The organism is Bradyrhizobium sp. USDA 4501, assembly GCF_054062115.1.
The window spans coordinates 9,001,213-9,024,202 of the sequence record NZ_JBSSEX010000001.1 but is presented as its reverse complement, the minus strand read 5'-3'; the positions used below and the strand labels follow the sequence as shown (position 1 = coordinate 9,024,202).

20 protein-coding genes are annotated in these 22,990 nt (G+C 64.8%); 12 read left to right on the top strand and 8 right to left on the bottom strand.

The window, feature by feature from the left end:
* The first annotated feature begins 119 nt into the window (after positions 1-119).
* The 3 genes from ACVWZM_RS42225 to ACVWZM_RS42215 all read left to right on the top strand — a co-directional run bounded on the left by ACVWZM_RS42225 (position 120) and on the right by ACVWZM_RS42215 (position 2,316).
* The gene (locus tag ACVWZM_RS42225) at positions 120-1,223 is read left to right on the top strand and encodes an anhydro-N-acetylmuramic acid kinase (protein WP_057020017.1); all 1,104 of its coding nucleotides are present in this window, start codon (positions 120-122) and stop codon (positions 1,221-1,223) included.
* An 82-nt stretch (positions 1,224-1,305) separates the two neighbouring features.
* Positions 1,306-1,983 carry a glutathione S-transferase family protein gene (locus ACVWZM_RS42220; RefSeq protein ID WP_141342564.1) on the top strand — a complete coding sequence of 226 codons (678 nt, stop codon included), beginning with the start codon at positions 1,306-1,308 and terminating at the stop codon, positions 1,981-1,983.
* A 3-nt stretch (positions 1,984-1,986) separates the two neighbouring features.
* Positions 1,987-2,316 carry a DMT family transporter gene (locus ACVWZM_RS42215; RefSeq protein WP_028332217.1) on the top strand — a complete coding sequence of 110 codons (330 nt, stop codon included), beginning with the start codon at positions 1,987-1,989 and terminating at the stop codon, positions 2,314-2,316.
* Between the two features lie 98 nt (positions 2,317-2,414).
* Here ACVWZM_RS42215 and ACVWZM_RS42210 read toward each other — a convergent pair whose 3' ends face one another.
* Positions 2,415-3,062: an alpha/beta hydrolase gene (locus ACVWZM_RS42210; protein WP_016843213.1), complete on the bottom strand. Its 648-nt coding sequence runs from the start codon at positions 3,060-3,062 to the stop codon at positions 2,415-2,417.
* A 462-nt stretch (positions 3,063-3,524) separates the two neighbouring features.
* Here ACVWZM_RS42210 and ACVWZM_RS42205 point away from each other — a divergent pair, with 462 nt between their 5' ends.
* The 7 genes from ACVWZM_RS42205 (at position 3,525) to ACVWZM_RS42175 (ending at position 10,587) form a co-directional block, all read left to right on the top strand.
* Positions 3,525-4,682 (top strand): cysteine desulfurase family protein, encoded by a 1,158-nt coding sequence (locus ACVWZM_RS42205; protein ID WP_253590347.1) that lies wholly within the window; start codon positions 3,525-3,527, stop codon positions 4,680-4,682.
* Between the two features lie 94 nt (positions 4,683-4,776).
* Positions 4,777-6,273, top strand: coding sequence for a Fe-S cluster assembly protein SufB (sufB, locus tag ACVWZM_RS42200; RefSeq protein ID WP_038380064.1), 1,497 nt, complete (start codon positions 4,777-4,779; stop codon positions 6,271-6,273).
* A gap of 57 nt (positions 6,274-6,330) precedes the next feature.
* Positions 6,331-7,083: a Fe-S cluster assembly ATPase SufC gene (gene sufC, locus ACVWZM_RS42195; protein ID WP_057018615.1), complete on the top strand. Its 753-nt coding sequence runs from the start codon at positions 6,331-6,333 to the stop codon at positions 7,081-7,083.
* A gap of 17 nt (positions 7,084-7,100) precedes the next feature.
* Positions 7,101-8,423 (top strand): Fe-S cluster assembly protein SufD, encoded by a 1,323-nt coding sequence (sufD, locus tag ACVWZM_RS42190; RefSeq protein WP_456856214.1) that lies wholly within the window; start codon positions 7,101-7,103, stop codon positions 8,421-8,423.
* The gene (locus ACVWZM_RS42185) at positions 8,420-9,667 is read left to right on the top strand and encodes a cysteine desulfurase (RefSeq protein ID WP_456856212.1); all 1,248 of its coding nucleotides are present in this window, start codon (positions 8,420-8,422) and stop codon (positions 9,665-9,667) included. Before sufD ends, ACVWZM_RS42185 begins: the two co-directional genes overlap by 4 nt.
* Positions 9,664-10,035 (top strand): SUF system Fe-S cluster assembly protein, encoded by a 372-nt coding sequence (locus ACVWZM_RS42180; protein WP_016845787.1) that lies wholly within the window; start codon positions 9,664-9,666, stop codon positions 10,033-10,035. Before ACVWZM_RS42185 ends, ACVWZM_RS42180 begins: the two co-directional genes overlap by 4 nt.
* A 162-nt stretch (positions 10,036-10,197) precedes the next feature.
* Positions 10,198-10,587 (top strand): HesB/IscA family protein, encoded by a 390-nt coding sequence (locus tag ACVWZM_RS42175; protein ID WP_050384272.1) that lies wholly within the window; start codon positions 10,198-10,200, stop codon positions 10,585-10,587.
* A 147-nt stretch (positions 10,588-10,734) separates the two neighbouring features.
* On the opposite strand, the gene ACVWZM_RS42170 is transcribed toward ACVWZM_RS42175, so the two are convergent.
* The 4 genes from ACVWZM_RS42170 to ACVWZM_RS42155 all read right to left on the bottom strand — a co-directional run bounded on the left by ACVWZM_RS42170 (position 10,735) and on the right by ACVWZM_RS42155 (position 15,850).
* Entirely contained in the window at positions 10,735-11,802 is a 1,068-nt protein-coding gene (locus ACVWZM_RS42170) for a GGDEF domain-containing protein (protein WP_456856210.1), read from the bottom strand.
* Positions 11,803-12,218: 416 nt separating this feature from the next.
* Positions 12,219-13,700, bottom strand: coding sequence for a DEAD/DEAH box helicase (locus ACVWZM_RS42165; RefSeq protein ID WP_456856208.1), 1,482 nt, complete (start codon positions 13,698-13,700; stop codon positions 12,219-12,221).
* 251 nt (positions 13,701-13,951) lie between these two features.
* Positions 13,952-14,668 (bottom strand): helix-turn-helix transcriptional regulator, encoded by a 717-nt coding sequence (locus tag ACVWZM_RS42160; RefSeq protein WP_456856206.1) that lies wholly within the window; start codon positions 14,666-14,668, stop codon positions 13,952-13,954.
* 228 nt (positions 14,669-14,896) lie between these two features.
* The gene (locus ACVWZM_RS42155; protein WP_456784806.1) at positions 14,897-15,850 is read right to left on the bottom strand and encodes a helix-turn-helix transcriptional regulator; all 954 of its coding nucleotides are present in this window, start codon (positions 15,848-15,850) and stop codon (positions 14,897-14,899) included.
* A 230-nt stretch (positions 15,851-16,080) separates the two neighbouring features.
* Here ACVWZM_RS42155 and ACVWZM_RS42150 point away from each other — a divergent pair, with 230 nt between their 5' ends.
* The gene (locus tag ACVWZM_RS42150) at positions 16,081-17,577 is read left to right on the top strand and encodes a caspase family protein (RefSeq protein ID WP_141341088.1); all 1,497 of its coding nucleotides are present in this window, start codon (positions 16,081-16,083) and stop codon (positions 17,575-17,577) included.
* A 72-nt stretch (positions 17,578-17,649) separates the two neighbouring features.
* Complete coding sequence (locus ACVWZM_RS42145; protein ID WP_456856204.1) at positions 17,650-18,894, top strand: FAD-dependent oxidoreductase; 1,245 nt, start codon at positions 17,650-17,652, stop codon at positions 18,892-18,894.
* Positions 18,895-18,930: 36 nt separating this feature from the next.
* On the opposite strand, the gene ACVWZM_RS42140 is transcribed toward ACVWZM_RS42145, so the two are convergent.
* The 3 genes from ACVWZM_RS42140 to parE form a co-directional block, all read right to left on the bottom strand.
* Positions 18,931-19,701 (bottom strand): SDR family NAD(P)-dependent oxidoreductase, encoded by a 771-nt coding sequence (locus tag ACVWZM_RS42140; protein WP_016842941.1) that lies wholly within the window; start codon positions 19,699-19,701, stop codon positions 18,931-18,933.
* A 197-nt stretch (positions 19,702-19,898) separates the two neighbouring features.
* Positions 19,899-20,690 carry an outer membrane protein gene (locus ACVWZM_RS42135; protein WP_028332202.1) on the bottom strand — a complete coding sequence of 264 codons (792 nt, stop codon included), beginning with the start codon at positions 20,688-20,690 and terminating at the stop codon, positions 19,899-19,901.
* 226 nt (positions 20,691-20,916) lie between these two features.
* Entirely contained in the window at positions 20,917-22,977 is a 2,061-nt protein-coding gene (parE, locus tag ACVWZM_RS42130; RefSeq protein WP_076828704.1) for a DNA topoisomerase IV subunit B, read from the bottom strand.
* Positions 22,978-22,990: the final 13 nt, after the last annotated feature.

The window sequence follows — 22,990 nt, the reverse complement described above, 5'->3', positions numbered from 1 at the left end:
TTTTTGCATCTATTTGCGGAACCTTGATGCTTGAGGCTGCCGCAGGCGGACGCGCAGTGGCATTATAGGATGTACTTGTTTGAGACAAGCCGGGGGTTCCCGGCTGGGGCGCTTCCAGCATGATGTTAACGGCACTCGGTCTGATGAGCGGCACCTCGCTCGACGGGGTCGACGTGGCATTGATCGAGACCGACGGCCGCCAGATCAAGGCCTTCGGCCCCTCGGGCTATCGGCCTTATACCGAAGGCGAGCGCAGCCTGCTGCGCCAGGCGCTGACGGAGGCGGTCCATCTGTCGCGGCGCGACGCCCGGCCGGGGATTTTGCGGCAGGCCGAGCAGGCCGTCACCACGGCCCATGCCGAGGCGGTCGCCAGCTTCACAGCACAGCACCGGATCTCGGCCCAGGATATCGACATCGTCGGGTTCCATGGCCAGACCGTGCTGCATCGCCCCGAGCGGAGGTTGACGGTGCAGATCGGCGATGCCCTGGCGCTCGCCAAGGTGATCCACATTCCGGTGATGCACGATTTCCGTGCCGCCGACGTCGAGGCCGGCGGGCAGGGCGCGCCGTTCGTGCCGGTCTACCACCGCGCGCTGGCGCAATCGCTAAACCGCGAGGGGCCGATCGTCGTGGTCAATATCGGCGGCGTCTCCAACATCACGTATATCGACGGCACGGACACGCTGATCGCCTGCGACACCGGGCCGGGCAATGCGCTGCTCGACGACTTCATGTTCCGTCAGATGCATCAGCCGTTCGACACCGCCGGCAAGTTCGCCGCAATGGGCAAGCCCGACGACGCCTGGATCGCACAGGCGCTGAAGCTGCCGTTCTTTGCGCTGCCGCCGCCGAAATCGCTCGACCGCAACGACTTCGCCAGTCTCAAGCTCGGCGCCGTGGCGCCGGCCGATGGCGCCGCGACGTTGACCGCCTTCACGGCCGCGGCCATCGCCCGCGTCGTGCCGCTGCTGCCGAAACAGCCGAAAAGCTGGATCATCTGCGGCGGCGGCGCCTCCAACCTCACGATGCTGCGGATGCTGCGCGAGCGCCTCGCGCCGGCGACCGTCGAGCCGGCCGAGGCGCTCGGCTGGGCGGCGGATGCGATCGAGGCGCAGGCGTTCGGCTTCCTTGCCGCGCGCGGCATGAAGGGCCTGCCTCTGAGCTACCCTGCCACAACGGGGGTGCCGATCCCGATGACCGGGGGCATTATCGCGCGACCGTGATTTAGATGCAAATGCATCTACCTTGACAGTTCCATGCCGCTGCATTTAATTCGATGCAGTTGCATTGAACGCGAGGTTCGTCATGGCCGCCCTGAAACTGATCAGCCACAAGCTCTGCCCCTATGTGCAACGCGCGGTGATCGCGCTGCGTGAGAAGGGCGTGCCGTTCGAGCGGATCGACATCGATCTCGCCAGGAAGCCGGACTGGTTCCTGAAGATCTCGCCGCTCGGCAAGGTGCCGGTGCTGGTGGTGACGCGCGACGACGGCAAGGAGGTCGCGCTGTTCGAGAGCAACGTGATCTGCGAGTACATCGAGGAGACGCAGGCGGGGGCGAAGCTGCACCCACAGGATCCTCTTGTCCGCGCCGAGCATCGCGCCTGGATGGAGTTCGGCTCGGCCATTCTCGGCGATCTCTGGGGGCTCGAGACTGCCACCGATGCCGCGGCCTTCGAGAGCAAGCGGCAGGCGGTCGTGGCAAAATTCGCGCGCGTCGAGGCCGCACTCGGCGCTGGTCCGTTCTTCGCTGGCCAGAATTTCAGTCTGGTGGATGCGGTGTTCGCGCCGATCTTCCGCTATTTCGATCTGTTCGACCAGCTGACCGATCTCGCTGTTTTCACGCACACGCCAAAACTTCGCGCCTGGCGCAGCGCGCTGGCACAGCGGCCGAGCGTACGCAGTGCGGTGTCGCCTGACTATCCGGCGCTGCTGCATGCGTTCCTGGTCGGCCACCGCGCGCATATGCTGAAGCTCGCCGCGTAAGCCATGTCGCATTCGGTTGCCTGGATCGCGCTCGTCGTCGCCGGCCTGCTGGACGTCGGCTGGGCGATTTCGATGAAATATGCCGAAGGCTATACGCGGCTCGGCTGGACGCTGGTCTCGCTGCTGCTGCTCGCCGCGTTCGTGTTCCTGCTCGGACGCGCGCTGCAGGTGCTCGGTGTCGGCGTCGCCTACACGGTGTGGACCGGCATCGGCGCGGCCGGCACGCTGGCCATGGGCGTGCTGCTGTTCAACGAGGCGCTCAATCCGATGAAGGTCGCAGGGATTGCGCTGGTGCTGGTCGGGATTGCGGCGCTGAAGCTGGCGCCGGAATAGGTCAGTGCCGTAGCCCGGATGAGCGCAGCGATATCCGGGGTCTTGTCGGCCGCGACCCGCACGTCGCTTCGCTCATGCGGGCTACAAGGTCGGCGTCGTCAGCGCACGTTGGCGAGACGCATGTCGAGATAGCCGGTCACCGTCTCCATCAGCGGCTCGAGCTTGCCGTCGAAGAAGTGGTTGGCGCCGGGGATGACCTGCTGGTCGATCACGATGCCCTTCTGCGTCTTCAGCTTCTCGACGAGCGTGTTGACGTCCTTGGGCGGCACCACGGCATCCTTGTCGCCGTGCACGATCAGGCCCGACGACGGGCAGGGCGCGAGGAACGAGAAGTCGTAGAGATTGGCGGGCGGCGCGATCGAGATGAATCCCTCGACCTCCGGCCGGCGCATCAGAAGCTGCATGCCGATCCAAGCGCCGAACGAGAAGCCCGCAACCCAGCAGGCACGGGCCTCCGGATTGATCGCCTGCGCCCAGTCGAGCGCGCTCGCGGCGTCGGACAATTCGCCGGTGCCGTGATCGAACGAGCCCTGGCTGCGGCCGACGCCACGGAAGTTGAAGCGCAGCACCGAGAAGCCGCGATGCGCGAACGCGTAGTAGCACTGATAGACGATCTGGTGGTTCATCGTGCCGTGGAACTGCGGATGCGGATGCAGGATCATCGCAATCGGCGCGTTCTTCTGCTTGGCCGGGTGGTAGCGGCCCTCGAGGCGGCCAGCAGGGCCGGTGAAAATGACTTCAGGCATTGTGTTCCCTTGATTGCCGCGTTCCCTTGATTGACGTCGATCAATCAACCGGTTGGAGCCATCTTCAGCGACGGTTCGCGAACAGAGCAGCTCGTGATGAAATCGGCGCAGGCACCGCCGCGCGGCACGCTGGAGGCCTTCTAGCATGACGCAAGGGGCAAAAATCAAGGAAATTGTGCCGCTTGGCGGTCGCGAATCCGCGTCGCGACGCGCACGTTGCCGACGCGGCGACGGCGATCCGGATCGACACGGCCGGATTGCTTCGGAGGCTACCTGAAGTTTCAGTCTGTCAAAATGCGATCGCGCTTGGGGGACCGCGAACGCCGTGTCTGGCTGCAGCGCGAGGCTCCCGCCGCGCGGGAAAAATCTCCCGTGCCGGTGACGTCTGATCTGGTCTCGGTCGTTAACTGTCGTTATCTCGCAGTGAAGGCCGCAACCATGGTGGTTGCCGCGGATAGCTCCATGGACGATCGCGTCTATCTCGACTGGAATGCCACCACGCCGCTTCGCCAGGAGGCGAAGGCGGCGATGGCTGCGGCGTGGGAATTGATCGGCAACCCGTCCTCGGTGCACAGCGAGGGACGGCGGGCGCGACGGCTGCTTGAGGATGCCCGCAATGCCGTGGCGAAGGCGGTCGGCGGCCGGCCGCGGGACGTGGTGTTTCTCTCCGGTGGGACCGAAGCCAATGCGCTCGCACTGACGCCGGGATTGCGCCGCGCTGCGGGCGCGCCGGTGCAGCGGCTCCTGGTGTCGGCGATCGAGCACGCGTCCGTGCTCGCGGGCGGTCGGTTTGCGACGGAGGCGACCTCCGCAATCCATGTCACGCGGGCCGGTGTGATCGATCTCAACCATCTGCGCGCACTGCTGGCCGATGGTCCGCCGGCTCTGGTCTCGGTGATGCTGGCGAACAACGAGACCGGTGCCATTCAGCCGGTGGCTGATGTCGCCGAAATCGTCCATGCGGCTGGCGGGCTGCTGCATGTCGATGCGATCCAGGCGTTCGGCAAGATCCCGTTCGATCTGGCCTCGACGCAGGCCGACCTGGTGACGCTGTCGGCGCACAAGATCGGCGGACCGAAGGGCGCAGGCGCGCTGGTGCTCGCCGAGGGCGTCGAGGGCCTTGAGGCGTTTCTGCGCGGCGGCGGGCAGGAACTCGGGCGGCGGGCAGGGACCGAGAATATCGCCGGCATCGCCGGGTTCGGTGCGGCCGCCAAGGCCGCGATGGCGGCGCTGAAGGCCGATGCAGCCCGCGTCAGGGGACTGCGCGACCGGCTCGAGCACGGGCTGCGGCAGACGCCGGACGTGCTGGTGTTCTCCGATGACGTCAAGCGGTTGCCTAATACCGTTCTGTTCACGGCGCCCGGAATGAAGGCCGAGACGGCGGTCATCGGGTTCGACCTTGGGGGAATCGCGGTCTCGTCCGGTTCCGCCTGCTCCTCGGGCAAGGTCCAGCCGTCCCACGTGCTGGAGGCAATGGGATACCGTTCGGAGGTGTCCCAGGGAGCGGTGCGGCTTAGTCTTGGCTGGTCTACCACGGAGACAGACGTGGATTTGACCCTCAAGGCTTGGCGAAAGCTCGCCGATACCTTAGTTAAGGGGGGACGACGAAACACAGCTTGAACTGTTCTAAGCGGATTTCGTCATCAAAGCATCGTAAGAGATTTTCGGAACTTGAGATCCACCGCGGTCCTTGAAACCGCGAGCGGAGGATTGAATGCCTGCTGTACAAGAGACGGTCGAGCGCGTCCGGCGCATCGACGTCGACCAGTATCGATATGGGTTTGAGACGCTGATCGAGTCCGACAAGGCCCCGAAGGGGCTGTCGGAAGACACCGTCCGCTTCATCTCCGCAAAGAAGAACGAACCGGCCTGGATGCTGGAATGGCGCCTGGAGGCGTATCGCCGCTGGCTGACCATGACCGAGCCGACCTGGGCGCGCGTCGACTATCCGAAGATCGACTACCAGGACATCTACTACTACGCGGCGCCGAAGCCGAAGAAGACGCTGTCCTCGATCGACGAGATCGATCCGGAAATCCTCAAGACCTACGAGAAGCTCGGTATCCCCTTGCGCGAGGTCGCGATCCTCGAGGGCGTCGAGCCGCCGCCCGGTGGCGAGCAGACGCCGAACCGCAAGATCGCGGTCGACGCCGTGTTCGATTCGGTTTCTGTTGCGACCACCTTCCAGAAGGAGCTGAAGGCGGCCGGCGTGATCTTCATGCCGATCTCGGAGGCGATCCGCGAGCATCCCGAGCTGGTGCAGAAATATCTCGGCACCGTGGTGCCGACCTCGGACAATTACTTCGCGACATTGAATTCGGCTGTGTTCTCCGACGGCTCGTTCGTCTACGTGCCGCCGGGCGTGCGCTGCCCGATGGAGCTGTCGACCTATTTCCGCATCAACGAGCGCAACACCGGCCAGTTCGAGCGCACGCTGATCATCGCCGACAAGGGCTCCTACGTCTCCTATCTCGAGGGCTGCACCGCGCCGCAGCGCGACGAGAACCAGCTGCACGCCGCCGTGGTCGAGCTCGTCACGCTCGACGATGCCGAGATCAAATATTCGACGGTGCAGAACTGGTACCCGGGCAATTCGGAAGGCAAGGGCGGCATCTACAATTTCGTCACCAAGCGTGGCGACTGCCGTGGTCGCAATTCGAAGATCTCCTGGACCCAGGTCGAGACCGGTTCGGCGATCACCTGGAAATATCCGAGCTGCATCCTGCGCGGCGACAATTCGAGCGGCGAGTTCTACTCGATCGCGATCTCGAACGGCTTCCAGCAGGTCGACAGCGGCACCAAGATGATCCATCTCGGCAAGAACACGTCGAGCCGGATCATCTCCAAGGGCATCGCCGCCGGCAAGTCGCAGAACACCTATCGCGGCCTGGTCAGCGCGCACCGCAAGGCCACCGGCGCGCGCAACTACACCGCCTGCGACTCGCTTCTGATCGGCGACAAATGCGGCGCGCACACCGTGCCCTATGTCGAGGCCAAGAATTCCTCGGCGACGTTCGAGCATGAAGCGACGACGTCGAAGATTTCCGAGGACGTGCTGTTCTACTGCATCCAGCGCGGGCTCTCGCAGGAGGAAGCCGTCGGCCTCGTCGTCAACGGCTTCGTGAAGGACGTGCTGCAGCAACTGCCGATGGAGTTCGCGGTGGAAGCGCAGAAGCTGATCTCGATCAGCCTTGAAGGTTCGGTTGGCTAATCCATCCCGCCAACGGCGCGGCCGACGCGCCTCGGGGTGATGCTCAGGAAAAATCAGATGTCTCTGCTTGAAGTGAAAGATCTGCAGGTTCGTGTCGAGGAGCGTGAGATCCTCCACGGGCTGTCGCTCACGGTGAACCCGGGCGAGGTGCACGCGATCATGGGGCCGAACGGCTCCGGCAAGTCGACGCTCTCCCACGTCATCGCCGGCAAGCCGGGCTATGAAGTCACCGGCGGGCAGATCCTGTTCAGGGGCGAGGACCTGCTGGAGATGGAGCCCAACGAGCGCGCCGCCAAGGGCGTGTTCCTGGCGTTCCAGTATCCGGTCGAGATCCCCGGCGTCACCACCTGGAATTTCCTGCACGCGGCGCTCAACGCCCAGCGCAAGGCGCGCGGCGAGGAGGAGATCTCGTCGCCGGCCTTCCTCAAGAAGGTCCGCGAGGTCGCCAAGTCGCTGAACATTCCGCAGGACATGTTGAAGCGCGGCGTCAATGTCGGCTTCTCCGGCGGCGAAAAGAAGCGCAACGAGATTCTGCAGATGGCGCTGTTCGAGCCGGCCGTCTGCATCCTCGACGAAATGGATTCCGGCCTCGACATCGACGCGCTGCGGATCGCGGCCGACGGCGTCAACGCACTGCGCTCGCCGCAGCGCGCGATGGTCGTGATCACCCACTATCAGCGGCTGCTCAACTACATCGTGCCGGACTTCGTGCACGTGATGTCGAAGGGCCGGGTGGTGAAGAGCGGCGGCAAGGAACTGGCGCTGGAGCTGGAAGAGTCCGGTTACGCGCAGTTCGAAGACGCTGCCTGACAAACGCGGGTTTTGTGATGAACGTTGTTGCAAAGACCGAGACCGGGCGCGCGCTGGGCGATGCATTCGCCGTGGTGCGCAACCGTCTGCCGGGCGAGGGCAAGATCGCCGATCAGCGGCGCCAGGCCTTCGAGGCTTATGAACGATCAGGCCTGCCGCATCGCCGGATCGAGGACTGGAAATACACCGACCTGCGCGCGCTGATGCGCGAGGTGCTGCCGCTCGCGGCGGCACCGGATGATGCCGCGCTGAGCCGCGCCAGGGCCGTCGTACAGGCCCGCGCGATCGAAGGCGTCCGGCGTCTGGTGCTGGTCGACGGCGCGTTCGCGCCTGATCTCTCCGATTGGCGAGATCTGGAGAAAGGGCTCTCGATCAATCCGCTGCGCGTTGCGCTGGAAGCCGGCGACGAGATCGTCGCGACACAGGCTCTCGCGTCTGATGTCGCCAACCCCATGATCGCGCTGAATGGCGCGATGGCGACCGACGGGGTCGTCATCGACGTCGCCAACGGCACGGTGCTGACCCAGCCGCTGCACATCGTGCATGTCGCATCCGGCACTGCGCCGGCCTCGACGTTCACGCGGTCGCTGCTCCGGCTCGGCCGCGATACCGGCGTGACGCTGGTGGAGAGCTGTCTCGCCGCCGACGGCGCCAAGGCCTACCAGACCCATGACGGACTGGTTGTTGCGATCGGTGACAATTCACGGCTCGATCACGTGCGCCTGGTCGAAGACAGCGTCGATGCCTTCAACATTTCCTCGGCGACGGTGTCGCTCGGCGCGCATGCCCATTTCAACACCTTCGGCCTGACCTCGGGCGGTCATGTCAGCCGCTATCAGCTGGCGGTGACCTGCGCCGGCGAGGGCTCGACGGTCGAGACCAACGGCGTCAATCTGATCAACGGCAAGCAGCACGCCGACACCACGCTGTTCATGGATCACGCGGTGCCGCACTGCGCGAGCCGCGAGATCTTCCGTGCCGTTGTCGACGACCGCGCCCATTCGGTGTTCCAGGGCCGCATCATCGTCCGCCCCGACGCGCAGAAGACCGACGCCAAGATGATGACCCGTGCGTTGCTTCTGTCCGACGACGCGGAGGCCGACAACAAGCCCGAACTCGAGATCTTCGCCGACGACGTCACCTGCGGTCACGGTGCGACCACCGGCGCGCTCGACGAAAGCCTGCTGTTCTACATGCGCGCCCGCGGACTGCCCGAGAAGGAAGCGCAGGCGCTCCTGATCCAGGCCTTCGTCGGCGAGGCGATCGAGACCATCGCCAGCGACGCGTTGCGCGAGGTCGCAATTGCCACCGCGCAGCGCTGGCTTCAGGCGAGGGCGTGAGCATGCACAAGGCGGTCGCCAACGGCAGTTACGACGTCGCGCTGGTGCGGCAGGATTTCCCGGCGCTCGCCATGCAGATCTACGGCAAGCCGCTGGTCTATCTCGACAACGCGGCCTCGGCGCAGAAGCCGAATGCGGTGCTCGACCGCATGACCGAGGCCTACAAGAGCGAATACGCCAATGTGCATCGCGGCCTGCATTACCTCGCCAATGCCGCGACCGAGGCCTATGAGGGCGCCCGCGGCAAGGTCGCGCAGTTCATCAACGCCCGCCGCAGTGAAGAGATCGTCTTCACCCGCAACGTCACCGAGGCGATCAACCTGGTGGCGTCGTCCTGGGGCGGGGTGAACATCAGGGAGGGCGACGAGATCGTCCTCTCGATCATGGAGCACCACTCCAACATCGTGCCGTGGCACTTCCTCAGGGAGCGCCATGGTGCCGTGATCAAGTGGGCACCGGTCGACGACGAGGGCAACTTCCTGATCGAGGAGTTCGAGAAGCTTCTGACCCCGCGTACCAAGATCGTCGCGATCACCCAGATGTCGAACGCGCTCGGCACGCTGGTTCCGGTCAAGGACGTGATCCGACTGGCGCACGACCGCGGCATCCCGGTGCTGGTCGACGGCGCGCAAGGCGCGGTGCACCTGCCGATCGACGTCCAGGACCTCGATTGCGATTTCTACGCCTTTACCGGTCACAAGGTGTACGGACCGACCGGCATCGGCGCGCTCTATGCCAAGCACGAGCATCTGGTGGCGATGCGGCCGTTCAACGGCGGCGGCGAGATGATCCGTGAGGTGGCCAAGGACTGGGTCACCTATGGCGATCCGCCGCACAAGTTCGAGGCCGGGACGCCGCCGATCGTCGAGGCGATCGGGCTGGGGGCTGCGATCGACTACGTCAATTCGATCGGCAAGGAGCGCATCGCCGCGCATGAGCATGAGCTGCTCACCTATGCGCAGGAGCGCCTGCGCGAGATCAACTCGCTGCGGGTGATCGGAACCGCTCGCAACAAGGGCCCGGTGATCTCGTTCGAAATGAAGGGCGCGCATCCCCACGATGTCGCGACCGTGATCGATCGTCAGGGCATTGCGGTGCGCGCCGGCACGCATTGCGTGATGCCGCTTTTAGAGCGGTTCAACGTGACGGCCACCTGCCGTGCATCCTTCGGGATGTATAATACCAGGGAAGAAGTCGACCATCTGGCGCAGGCGCTGATCAAGGCGCGGGAATTGTTCGCATGACCGATACAGCCGAAGTCAAGACGGCCACCATGGAAACCACCTCGGCACTGCCGGCGGAGGAGACCGAGCGCATGAGCGGCGAGATCGTCGCGGCGCTGAAGACGGTATTCGACCCGGAAATCCCGGCCGACATCTACGAACTCGGCCTGATCTACAAGGTTGATCTCAAGGATGATCGCTCGGTCGACATCATGATGACGCTGACCACGCCGAACTGCCCGGCCGCCGGCGAGCTGCCGCAGATGGTGGAGAACGCGGTCGCCAGCGTTCCCGGCGTCGGCGTCGTCAACGTCAATCTGGTGTGGGATCCGGCCTGGACGCCGGACCGGATGTCGGACGAGGCACGCCTCGTCCTCAATATGTGGTGATGCGTCACAGCGTTTTCGAGCGAAGTGGATGCCGGTTCGCGTGAAGAAAACGCGTCAGAACAAGAGGTAAAGGTTCTGATCAAGTCAGAACCTTTACGGATTGAACTTAGGCTCAAGAGGACCGGCAATTGAATTGCCGCTGGGACTGACCACATGAGTGACATGACGCAAGCTTCACCAACCCCAGCCAAGCCGAAGCGGCCGCGCCCGCAGGTCATGAAACTAACCGATGCCGCCGCGGAGCGGATCACAGAGCTGACCAAGCGCGCCGATTCCGAGATCGTCGGGCTGCGCGTCGGCATCAAGAATGGTGGCTGCGCCGGACAGTCCTATACCGTCGAATACGCTCACGAGATCCGTCCGACCGATGAAGTGGTCGAGGACAAGGGCGTGAAGATCCTGGTCGATCCGAAGGCCGTGCTGTTCCTGCTTGGAACCGAGATGGACTATGTGGCCGACAAGATGCAGGCCCAGTTCGTGTTCAACAACCCGAACCAGGTCTCCGCCTGCGGCTGCGGCGAATCGGTGCAGCTCAAGCCGGCCACGGTTTAGAGACGTCCGCATATCGATTGTTGTGTGATCGGCACCTGTGTTGCCCGTCATTGCGAGCGAAGCGAAGCAATCCATGGATCCGCATATGCGGCAGGTGGATTGCTTCGCTTCGCTCGCAATGACGGTGGAGGCAGTTGAGCGACCAGATCACGCCACGCGGGTCTGGATCTCGGTGCTGTATTCCGGATCGGCCTCGCAGATCACACGGTTGCGGCCGGCGCGCTTGGCGGCATAGAGGCAGGCGTCGGCGCGCTCGATCAGCGAGTCGGTGTCGTCAGTCGGCTTCAGCATGGAGACGCCGACCGAGATCGTGACACGGCCGAGGATCTCGCCGGTCGACTTCTTCTTCAGCTCCTTGGCCATCACGGCGCGGCGGATGTGGTCGGCGACCGTCAGCGCCTGCCGCAGCGCCGTGTTGGGCAGCACCACTGCGAATTCCTCGCCGCCATAGCGGGCGGTGATGTCCTGGCCCTTGATGTTCTGCTTCAGCGACTGCGCCACCAGCCGCAGCACCTGGTCGCCGGTGAGATGGCCGTAGGAGTCGTTGAACGATTTGAAGTGGTCGATGTCGAACATCAGGAGCGACAGCGGCTCGCCGCTGGCCAGCGCGGCCTGCACCGCCATGTCGATCGAGCGGTCGAAATATTTCCGGTTGCCGAGGCCGGTGAGCGGATCGGTCAGGCTCTCGGCACGGATCGCCTCGAGGCTGTGCTGCAGGTCGCTGATCTCCGACTTCGACAGCGCGAGCCGGTTCTCCAATGCCTGATTGGTCTCGCGCATCTCGCGCGTCGATTTCGCCAGGCTATCGACGATTGCGTTGATGTGATCGCGGGTGGTCGCGCTCGCAAGCTTATCGCTGGCGCCGACGAGGCTGGCGTCATAGGTCGCGGACACGCCGAGCGCATCGGTGATCAGCTTCATGACGGCGTCGATCTCGCCGATGACGCGCGCGCCGACCTTGTCGATGCGGTCCGAGGTCTTGATGTGCGAAAGGTAGGTTTCGTAGATCTGCTCGAGATCGGATTCAGAGAGCTTGCCACTGCGCGCCAGCGTCTCGTTGATGACCTTGTTGAGCGGCGCGTTGTATCCGGTCGCGTAGACGTACCAGATTTCATAGTTGCGGGGGACTGCGGTCTGGCGAAGCGAGCGGATCTGGCCAAGCGCGACTTCGGCAAAGGCCAACGTACGTTCGTGTTCGTCCAGCAGCTTGACCACTGTCACGTCCTCAATGCACGCAATGCCGATTAAACCCGGCAGCAATGACTAAACTATTGGGGCGAGGGTACGGGACGAGAGTGAAGGCAAGGTAAACAGTGGAACTACGGGGAGCCGGCTGCGGCGACCATGCGGCGCGCCCGATGTTTGTCCGCCTTGAGCGCCACTTTCGGGCGCTTTTCGTTTGCTCGCTACAGCATGATCCGGAAAAGTGCGCAGCGGTTTTCCGAAAAGATCATGCTCAAACAACGAGCTAAGGCGCGATGACGCTTCGCGCAAATCTCATCGCGCTTTGGTGCGAGGCGCAAACTGGGCGCATTTGCTTCAAACGCTGAGGATCAGCGCGTGCGCCGGTCGTGGGCGGTAACAGAAGTGTCCGGAATACCGCCGCTGGCGCGGCGGCATCAGAGCAGGCCTTATGCGCGTGCGCGCACAGGTCGTAGCAGGAAGGCGGGCAGGTGCGAATGATCGGCGGGCTCATGGTCCACCTCGCGCTGCGGCCGCCGTGGCTCGGCACGCCCGATCGACGGCACGTGCGACGGAGCGGCCTGCGGAGCCGAATTGCGGCCGTGGCGCGGTTCACGCTCCGGCTTCGCTGCGCGCTCCTCGCGGGGCTCCCGCTCGTGACGCGCTTCGCGTTCACCGTGACGCGGCTCGCGTTCACCGTGGCGCGCCTCGCGCTCGCGGCGCGGCTTGCGGCCGCCGCGGACACCATCGCGGCCACGCGAGCGGCGCGGCGCGGCGTCCTCGTCGGAGGCTTCGCTGTGAACGGTGTAGTCGCCCTCAGCGCGCGGGATCGGCTGGCCGATCAGCTTCTCGATCGCGGTCATCGACTTGCTATCGAGCGAGGTGACGATGGAGATCGCAGTACCGGTGCGTCCGGCGCGGCCAGTACGGCCAATGCGGTGGACATAGTCGTCGGGGTGGTGCGGTACGTCGAAATTGAAGACGTGGCTCACCGCGGGAATGTCGAGACCACGGGCGGCGACGTCGGAGGCGACGAGCAGCGGAATCTCGCCCTTCCGGAATTGATCGAGGGCCGCGGTGCGGGCGGATTGATCCATATCGCCGTGCAGGGCACCGACGCTGAAGCCGTGCTTCTGGAGTGACTTGTGAAGGACGGCGACTTCGCGCTTGCGATTGCAGAAGATAATCGCGTTGTTGAGATCCTTGGCATCGCGCAGCAGGCGGCGGAGGATCTCGCGCTTGTCATGCGCTTCGCGACCGGCCGGGACCTGCAATTGCGTCACGGTGACGGCGGTGGTCGCGGGCCTGGAGACTTCGATCCGCGCAGGATTGTGAAGGAAGGCCTCGGTGATGCGGCTGATCTCCGGAGGCATCGTCGCGGTGAAGAACAGGGTCTGCCGCGTGAACGGGACGAGCTTGCAGATGCGCTCGATGTCGGGGATGAAACCCATGTCGAGCATGCGATCGGCTTCGTCGATCACCAGCAGCTCGACGCCGGTGAGCAGCAACCCGCCGCGTTCGGTGTGGTCGAGCAGGCGGCCGGGCGTTGCGATCAGGACGTCGACGCCGCGCATCAGCTTGGAGTCCTGGTCGCCGAACGAGACGCCGCCGATCAGGAGCGCCACGTTCAATTTCTGACCGGCGCCGTATTTGTCGAACTGCTCCTTCACCTGCGCGGCAAGCTCGCGGGTCGGCTCGAGGATCAGGGTGCGCGGCATCCGTGCCCGGGCGCGGCCCTTCTCGAGCAGGGTAAGCATCGGGAGAACGAAGGCAGCGGTCTTGCCGGTGCCGGTCTGGGCAATGCCGAGGACGTCGCGCCGGGCGAGAACGTGCGGGATTGCCTGTTCCTGGATCGGAGTGGGATTGGTGTAACCGGTGGCCGCAACTGCGGCGAGGACCTTATCGGACAGGCCTAGATTGGAAAAAGACATTGAGCCTCTGGTCGAAACCGCCGTTCGGCATCGCAGGTAAAAGGCTGTCGCGTTCGGCCCCGAAACGGCTCGCTTTTCTATAAAGCTCGGGGGCTCTGACTAACGCCGACGGACGGCAAACCTGACGAATCGCGTTTCGATCCGAGGGCCGCGTTGCCCGCAACATAGGGGCGAAAGCGGTAAAGTCAATCTTGGAACCAGCCGGATGGCCGAAAAAGCTTAACGTTTTGACTGAAATACGCGTCTTTTCGTCATTTGGCGGTCAAATGAATCACGACCCCCGCCCCGGACGGCGAGGTCACAGCGGGGGCCTCCGCGCTGTTTTTCATCCTGAATCCGCCGGGCGTCAGGCCTTCGGAATCGCCAAATATCCGGTAGAAGGTGGCGAGGCTGCCGAACCCGCAGGTGAGGGCGATGTCGGCGATCGGCCGCGGCGGCTTCTCGCAAAGCAACCTTCGGCTCTCGCTCAGGCGTTGGGCGGTGACGGTCTGCGAAAAGCTTGCCCCGGTCGCCTCGAACAGGACGTGCAGGTAGCGGACCGAGACGCCGAGCATGCCGGCGACCATCCCTGGCGACAGGCTTGGCTTGGCAAGATGGCGCGTGATCAGGTGGCGCGCGAGGCTGAACCGGCCGACGCGCAGCGCCTGCTGCGCCCGGCGGCTGCCCGGCCTGATCACACCGCGCTCGATCAGCGCAAGGTCCGCCACGATCTTGACCAGCGCAGGAATGCAAGCGGTATCACCGGCCTCCGTGGCTTCCTTGAAGTCGGCGAGGCAAGCTTCGAGCAGCGGCGTCCAGCCGTGATTGCCGGTCGCCGCTGAGCCCTGACGGGCTGGCTCAGATGCCGGGATTTGATCCGCTCGCAGGTCCGCGGCATCGAGATAAATGCGCGTCGCGCCTGTAGCTGGCGTTTCCTGGCTGTAATCCCCGTGCTTACCGCGCATCGTGACTGATCCCTCGCTCTGCATGAGCGCGCGCGTCGCCGGCAAGGAAATTTGCGGTGCCGAACCCGGGCGAAGCGCCGCAGTGGTTCTGGGGAAATGGCCGGAAAATATCTTCTCAATGCGCGCAGGCTGATCACTTCGGTTCAGCGAAAGTCGGATCGCGCGGCGATGTGAAGTTCAAGGAGGTGAAGGGGGCGCGGCCAAGCATCGGCGAATTGCGAGCGTGGTGTCCCGGCCGGTCCGGACGGGCGCTCAGGCCGTTTGTGCGCGATAGTCGCCCGGCGTCATGGATTCGGATGCATTGAAGAGGCGGTAGAACGTCGCAAGGCTCTCGAAGCCGCAGGCAAAGGCGACCTCGGCGATCGTCTGCCTGGGCTGCTCGCGGAGCAGGCGGCGGCTTTGTTCGAGCCGGAGCGCGGTGACGGTCTCCGAGAAGCTCATCGAGGTTTCCTCGAACAGAATGTGCAGATGACGGACCGAGATGCCGAGCAGGCCGGCAATCAGGGTTGGCGACAGCGCCGCACGCGCCAGGTGGCGCCGGATCAGGCGCCGGGCCAGCGACAAATGGGCAGTTCGCAAGGCCTGCTGCGCGAGCCGGCTCTTCGGCCGCATGATGCCGCGCTCGATCAGCGCGATATGCGCCAGCGCCTGCACCGTCGGCGCCGTGCCCGCCGCCGCGGCATCGTTGCTCTCGATGAGGTCGCGGAAGCATGCTTCCAGCAGGGCCCGCAGCGCGGTCTCATCCTGCACGGGCCTGGGGACGAGTTCGCCGAGCTCGGCGCCCGGCGGGACGATGTTGGCCACCGGGACCTTGATGATGCGCAGGTGGAAGCCGTCATCGTGCAGGGGGACAGTGCGATAGGGCAGGTCCGAATAGCTGGTCGCGAACATGCCGTCGCGAACGGCAAATTCATCGAGCCGCGCGCCGCCGAACCAGCCGCCGCCGCCAAGCTGCTGGTAGATGCACAGGCTGTCGCTGGCCGCATCGGCGATGTCGCCCGTGCGCCGCTCGACGCGGTACGGCGAGGCCCGCAGCTCGACCAGCCCGGCATCGCCGAGCTTGCGCAGCGAGAACTCGCCGAAGAAGTCGCGGCGCCGGTCGGCTTCCAACTCGGCGGTGACGCCGAACAGCCCCTTGGCGCGGACCTCGCGCCAATAGTCGAAGCGATCCTTGGGATCGACTTGATCAGTAGACCATGTGTGCACGGAAAAGCCGTTGCGACGTGCGGAGAGCTCGAACCGGATGGAGCTTCGAATCTATCACGCGGGCCGTAAAAAGAAACTTGACCTAAGACAAATCGGATCCCTCATTTCGGCCTGGCGTGGCCGGCCGGAACGGCCGTCCGCGGCCGGCCTTGAACCGGCGAAACGGCTGGTCCGACTATTAGACGGCGGTCGCACGGGCGGCGCATTTGTCGTGCAGGCGGGGAAACGGGATGAAGAGCTGGCTTTCGAGACTTTCGGCGATCCTTTGGGCGGTTGCATTTGTCGCATCGGCCGCACCCGCCCAGGCCGAAAAGCGCGTCGCGCTGGTGATCGGCAATAATGACTACAGGAACGTGCCCAGGCTGCAGAAGGCGGTCAACGACGCCCGCACCATGGGCGACACGCTGAAGCAGCTCGGCTTCAGCGTCATGGTAGCCGAGAACCTCAACCGGCAGGCGTTCTCCGAGACGCTGCTCGCGTTCGACCGCGCCGTCGAACCCGGCGATACCGCGTTCTTCTTCTATGCCGGCCACGGCTTCGAGATCGCCGGCCAGAATTTCCTGCTACCGACCGACGTGCCGGCCGCCACCGAAGGGCAGGAGGAATTGGTGCGCGACGCCTCTGTTCTCGCCGACCGCATCGTCGAGCGCTTGCAGAACAAGAAGGCGCGCACCTCGATCCTGGTGTTCGACGCCTGCCGCAACAATCCGTTCGAGCGCGCCGGCACACGCGCGGTCGCCGGCGGCGGTGGCCTTGCACCGATGACGCAACTGCCGGAGGGCGTGTTCTCGGTGTTCTCGGCGGGGCCGCGCCAGACCGCGCTCGACCGTCTTTCGAACGATGATGCCAATCCCAATTCGGTGTTCACGCGGACCTTCGCCAAGGAGCTGCTGCAGCCCGGCGAGAATCTCGTGCAGGTCGCGCAGCGCACGCGGCGCCTGGTCAGCGAGATGGCCGAGACCGTGAAGCACAAGCAGATCCCGGTCTATTTCGACCAGATGGTCGACGATGTCTTCCTGAACGGGATCGCGAAGGGGCAGGCCGAGGCGACCAAGCCGTCCGCGCCGCCGCAGCAGGTGGCCGCGCTGCCGCCGGTCGCGGTGCCGAAGCTGCCTAAGGAGGATTCGATCAACGCGCCGATCGCGAGCTTCTCGCGGCACAATGGCGGCTGGACCGTGGTGTTCTCGATCGCCGATCCGACGCTCGGGATTTCCTGGCGGATCGGCGACAGCGGCGATTTCCGCGAAACCGGCTTCATCGACACGCTCGATCCGCGCACGCGCAAGCGGATGCCCAATCCGTCGGTCGAGCTGCCGGCCGATGCGCCGGCCGCCACGATCGAGATTCGCTATGTCGATACGCAAGGCATGATGCAGGGGCCGTTCCCGATCAAGTTCGATCCCGACGCCGCGCTGATCCGCGACCAGCGCAAGATCCTCGACATGACCGCGACCAGCTGGCTGTCATTCCGCGAGTTCAACGGGCTGCTGGTCTACTATACGCACCTGATGTCGTATCGCTGCGCGATCCGCGAGGTGCGCATCGGCATCGACACCGCGGTGCCGGACAAGGTCCTGAAGATGCCATCCTGCAATTCGCGCGATCCCAGCGCGATCCCGTCTGACGCGCAGCCCTATCTGAAGCTTGCGCCGCAGACCAGGGCGGTCTCGGTCGAGCTGACCTATCGCGACGGCAGCGTGTCGGAAATCAAGACCTTCAGGCGTTAGCCTTGCATCCTTGCCGCCAGATCCGCGTTACAATCGGGTCCTGAAGGGCGAGGCAGCGGTGAGGACGGCATCATGGATGCAGGCAATCGGGCAGGGCCGAACACGCGTCAGATCAGGGCGCGCTGCTGCGTGGTCGGTGGTGGGCCGGCCGGCATGATGCTTGGCTATCTGCTCGGACGCGCCGGAGTCGATGTCGTGGTGCTGGAGAAGCACGCCGACTTCTTCCGCGACTTCCGTGGCGACACCGTGCATCCGTCGACCCTGCAGGTGATGGACGAACTCGGCCTGATCGACGGCTTCCTGAAGCTGCCGCATCAGGACATCCAGACGCTCGACGGCATGTTCGGCGGCACCTCGGTGCGGATCGCCGATCTCCGCCGCCTCAGCGTCAAATACCCCTTCATCGCGATGATGCCACAGTGGGACTTCCTCAATTACCTGCGCGAGAGCGGCAAGCGCTTCCCCTCGCTGAAGGTGCTGATGAAGGCCGAGGCGACCGATCTGATCCGGCTCGGCGATGCTGTCGCGGGCGTGCACGCGAACACACCCGACGGCCCGGTCGAGATCGAGGCGGATCTCACCGTCGGCTGCGACGGACGTCATTCGATCGTGCGCGAGCGCGCCGGCCTCGACGTCGAGGAGATCGGCGCGCCGATGGACGTTTTGTGGTTTCGCGTCGGGCGGCGTCCGGATGAGACCGAGAATTTGTTCGCCCGCGTCGAGCACGGCAAGATGATGGTGACGTTCGATCGCGGCGACTACTGGCAATGCGCCTATGTGATCGCCAAGGGCCAATACGAGGCGGTGAAGGCGAGGGGATTGCCGGCGCTGCTCGACGACGTGCTGCGGCTGGCGCCGATCCTCAAGGCCGGCCTTGCCGACGTGAAGAGCTTTGACGACGTCAAGCTGCTCACGGTCGCGATCAATCGCCTGACGCGCTGGACCCGTCCCGGCCTGCTTTGCATCGGCGACGCCGCGCATGCGATGTCGCCGATCGGCGGCGTCGGCGTCAACCTCGCGGTGCAGGATGCGGTCGCGACCGCCAACATCCTGGCGGCGAAGCTCGTTCACGGCGTGCCGTCGGAAGACGAACTCGATGCGGTGCGGCGTCGCCGCGAATTCCCGATGCGCGTGACGCAGCGCATGCAGGTGATTGCGCAGAACAACATCATCAGCGCCGCGCTGAAGGCCGGCGATCAGCCGGTGCCGTTGGCGCTGCGGTTGATCACGGCAATGCCCTGGCTGCAGGGCCTCACCGCACGTCTGGTCGCCGTCGGGGTGCGGCCGGAGCACGTGCATTCGCCGGCCGCGGGCTGAACTGCGCGCCGCGCGACCGGAAGAGCGCCCGTGTTTTCAGGCCATCACCGAATAGCCGCCGTCGACGGGGATCGCGGTGCCGGTGACGAAGTCCGACGCGGGCGATGCCAGGAACACGGCGATGCCGGCGAAGTCGTCGATCGCCCCCCAGCGTGCCGCCGGCGTGCGCGCAAGCACGCGCTCGTGCAGCCCGGCCACCTGCTGGCGCGCGCCTTTGGTCAGGTCGGTATCGATCCAGCCGGGCAGGATGGCGTTGACCTGGATGTTGTCGGGAGCCCAGGCGTTGGCGCAGGCGCGGGTGTACTGTACGATGCCGCCCTTGCTCGCGGCATAGGCCGCGGCGAAGCTCGCACCGAAGATCGACATCATCGAGCCGATATTGATGATCTTGCCGTGCCCCGACGCCTTGAGCGCCGGATAGGCCGCCTTCGAGCACATGAACGCGCTGGTGAGGTTGGTGTCGATCACCTTGCTCCACTCCTCCAGTTCGAGCTCGTGCGGAGGCTTGCGGATGCTCATGCCGGCGTTGTTGACGAGAATGTCGATCCGGCCGAGCTCGCGAACGACCCGTTCGACCATGGCCGCGACGGCGGCCTTGTCGGTCACGTCGGTTGCCACCGCGATCGCCTTGGCGCCGCGCTTGCCGAGATCCTCGACGGCGGCCTTTGACTTCGCCTCGTTGCGGCCGACCACGGCAACCGCCGCGCCGGCGTCCGCCAGGCCGCGCGCCATGCCAAGCCCGATGCCGCCATTGCCGCCGGTGACGATGGCGACCCGGCCCGAGAGATCAAACTGTCCGTTTTTCATTGTTGTTGTCCGCTGAGGTTTGAACCGGGCGCGAGAGTGCCCGATCGTCACGGCGCTGACCAGATCGGCCACAGCCGGTCCGCCCTGCGCCGGCGGGCTTGCGCATGGGGCGATTTCCATGACGTTCGGGCAACAAAAAAGCCCCGGACAATGCCGGGGCTTTTGCTCTGCTATCTCAGCAGGGATCAGTACGCAGCTCAGTACTTGGCGACAACCGGACCGGTCCAGTTGAAGCGGTAGACCAGCGAGGTGCTGATGGTCTGGACAAGCGGCTTGAAGGTGATGTCGCGGCCGTTCGAGATGTTGGTGCCGTCGACCAGCTCCGAGATGTTCTTGTTGTCGTAGTAAGCGGCGCGATACTCGGTCTTCATGAACCAGCCCGGCGCGGTGATGCCGAAGATGTTCAGGTTGTTCTCGACGCCGCCGCCGACGAACCAGCCGCCGCGATCGAAGTCGTTGGTGTGCAGACCCGAGGGAAGCGCGCTCGCGGTGTTGAACAGCGTGGTGCCCTTCCAGTGCGAGCTGGAGTAACCGGCGTTGACGTAGGACAGGACGTTCGGCGCGATCAGGTAGCCGAGGCGCGCACCAGCCGCCCAGCTGTAGTCGTTCTTGATGTTGCCGGCGACGAACGGACCCTGATCCTGGATGGTGCCCTTCAGGCTGCCGAACTGACCGTCGGCGAACACGCCGATGACCCAGCTGTTGGCGGTCTGCCAGTCATAACCGGCACCGACGGTGCCGTACCAGCCATCGCCGCCCTGGCGCTGGTTGAAGCCGAGGATCGGCGCACCCGTAACGGTCGACTGGACGCCCGTGTCAGCATCCCAGACGCCGCCGCCGCCGCCGCCGAAGATGTAGAAGCCGGTCCAGCTCGGAGCGACCGGAACCGGGGCAGGAGCCTTGGTGTAGGGGCGGGCGGCCAGATCGGCAGCCGACGCCGATGCCGTCATCGCAGCAACCGCGGTCAGAGCGAGCAAAATCTTCTTCATATCCAAATCCTCGACTAGCGTTCGATCAGGTCGCTCAGGGGAGTGCGCTGGCACCGATTCCCGAAACTCATGGTCGAACTATACGTGGTTCCGCCGGAAATGCTGTTGCTGGTGAGACACATCCGGCCGAAAACGAAGCCACTGGGGCTCTCCGAACGGGCAAAATGGCAACGGCCGCCCCAATCTGGGGGCGGCCGGAAATTCATTTCAGATCAATCGGTTGGGCCTAGACGTCGAGTAGGTCGTCGCTGGCGAATTCGGCCTTGTCGGAAATGAAGGCGAAGCGGGCTTCGGCCTTGGTGCCCATCAGCCGCTCGACCGAGTCGGCGGTGCCCTCGCGATCGTCGGCCAGCAGCACCACGCGCAGCAGCGTGCGCTTGGCCGGATCCATCGTGGTTTCCTTCAGCTGCGCCGGCATCATCTCGCCGAGGCCTTTGAAGCGGTTCACCTCGACCTTGGCGTTGGCGTTGAACTCGCTCTTCAGCAGCTCGTCCTTGTGCGCGTCGTCGCGGGCGTAGATCGACTTGGTGCCGTGCTTCAGCTTGTAGAGTGGCGGAACCGCCAGATAGAGGTGCCCTTCGTCGATCAGCCGCGGCATCTGCCGGTAGAAGAAGGTGATCAGGAGCGATGCGATGTGCGCCCCGTCGACGTCGGCGTCGGTCATGATGATGATGCGCTGGTAGCGCAGATCCTCTTCGCGGTAATGCGCGAGCGTGCCGCAGCCGATCGCCTGCACGAGGTCGGAGAGCTGCGCGTTGGCGGTCAGCTTGTCCTTGCCGGCAGAGGCGACGTTGAGGATCTTGCCGCGCAGCGGCAGCACGGCCTGCGTCTTGCGGTCGCGCGCCTGCTTGGCGCTGCCGCCGGCCGAGTCACCTTCGACGATGAAGAGCTCAGAGCCTTCGGTACCGGCGTCGGAGCAGTCGGCGAGCTTGCCGGGCAGACGCAGTTTCTTGCCGGCCGTCTTGCGCGCGGTCTCCTTTTCCTGGCGGCGGCGCAGCCGCTCCTCGGCGCGATCGATCACGAAATCGAGCAGCCGGTTGGCCTGGTTCGGATTGCCTGACAGCCAGTGGTCGAACGGATCCTTCATCGCCTGTTCGACGATGCGCTGCGCTTCGGCGGTGGCGAGGCGGTCCTTCGTTTGGCCCTGGAATTCAGGCTCGCGCACGAACACCGAGAGCATCACGGCCGCGCCCACCATCACGTCTTCCGAGGTGATGGACGCCGCGCGCTTGCCCTGGCCCGCGCGTTCGGCGTGGTCCTTCAGACCGCGCAACAATGCGCTGCGCAGGCCGGATTCATGCGTACCGCCATCGGGCGTCGGCACCGTGTTGGTGTAGGACGACAGGAAGCCGTCGGCATCGGCCGTCCAGGCCACGGCCCATTCGCAGGCGCCATGCGCGCCGCTGCGGCCGGATTTGCCGGAGAAGATATCCTGATGCACCAGCGTATCGGCGTGGATCGCCGCGGCCAGATAATCCTTCAGTCCGCCGGGGAAGTGGAACTTGGCTTCCGACGGGACGTCTTCGACGCCCTTCAGGAGCTCCTGGTCGCAGTGCCAGCGAATCTCGACGCCGCCGAACAGATAGGCCTTCGAGCGCGTCATCTTGAACAGACGCTGCGGCTTGAAAGCCGCCTTGGCGCCGAAAATGTCGGTGTCCGGCTTGAAGCGGATGCGCGTGCCGCGGCGGTTGTTGACCTTGCCGAGGTCTTCGAGCTTGCCCTTGGGGTGGCCGCGCTCGAAGGTCATGCGATGCAACTGCCCGCTGCGCGCAACCTCGACCTCGAGCCGCGAGGAGAGGGCGTTGACCACGGAGACACCGACACCGTGCAAGCCGCCCGAGGTCTCGTAGACCTTGGAGTCGAACTTGCCGCCCGAGTGCAGCGTGCACATGATGACTTCGAGCGCCGACTTCTTCGGGAATTTCGGATGCGGGTCGACCGGAATGCCGCGGCCATTGTCGGTCACGGTCAGGAAGCCATCGGCGGTCAGCTCCACGTCGATGAAGGTGGCGTGGCCCGCCAGCGCCTCATCCATGCAGTTGTCGATCACCTCGGCGAACAGGTGGTGCAGGGCCTTCTCGTCGGTGCCGCCGATATACATGCCGGGGCGCCGGCGGACCGGTTCCAGCCCTTCCAGCACCTCGATGTCAGCCGCCGTATAGCCGGCTTCGGCGCTTCCAGCGGATCGCGAAGCAGCCTTCGCCGGGGCGCGTCCCTTCGGTTCCGGGGCTCCGAACAGATCGTCGGCAGATTTACTTTTGGCGTTCGACTTCAATGATTTGGCCATGGTTCTTCAAGTG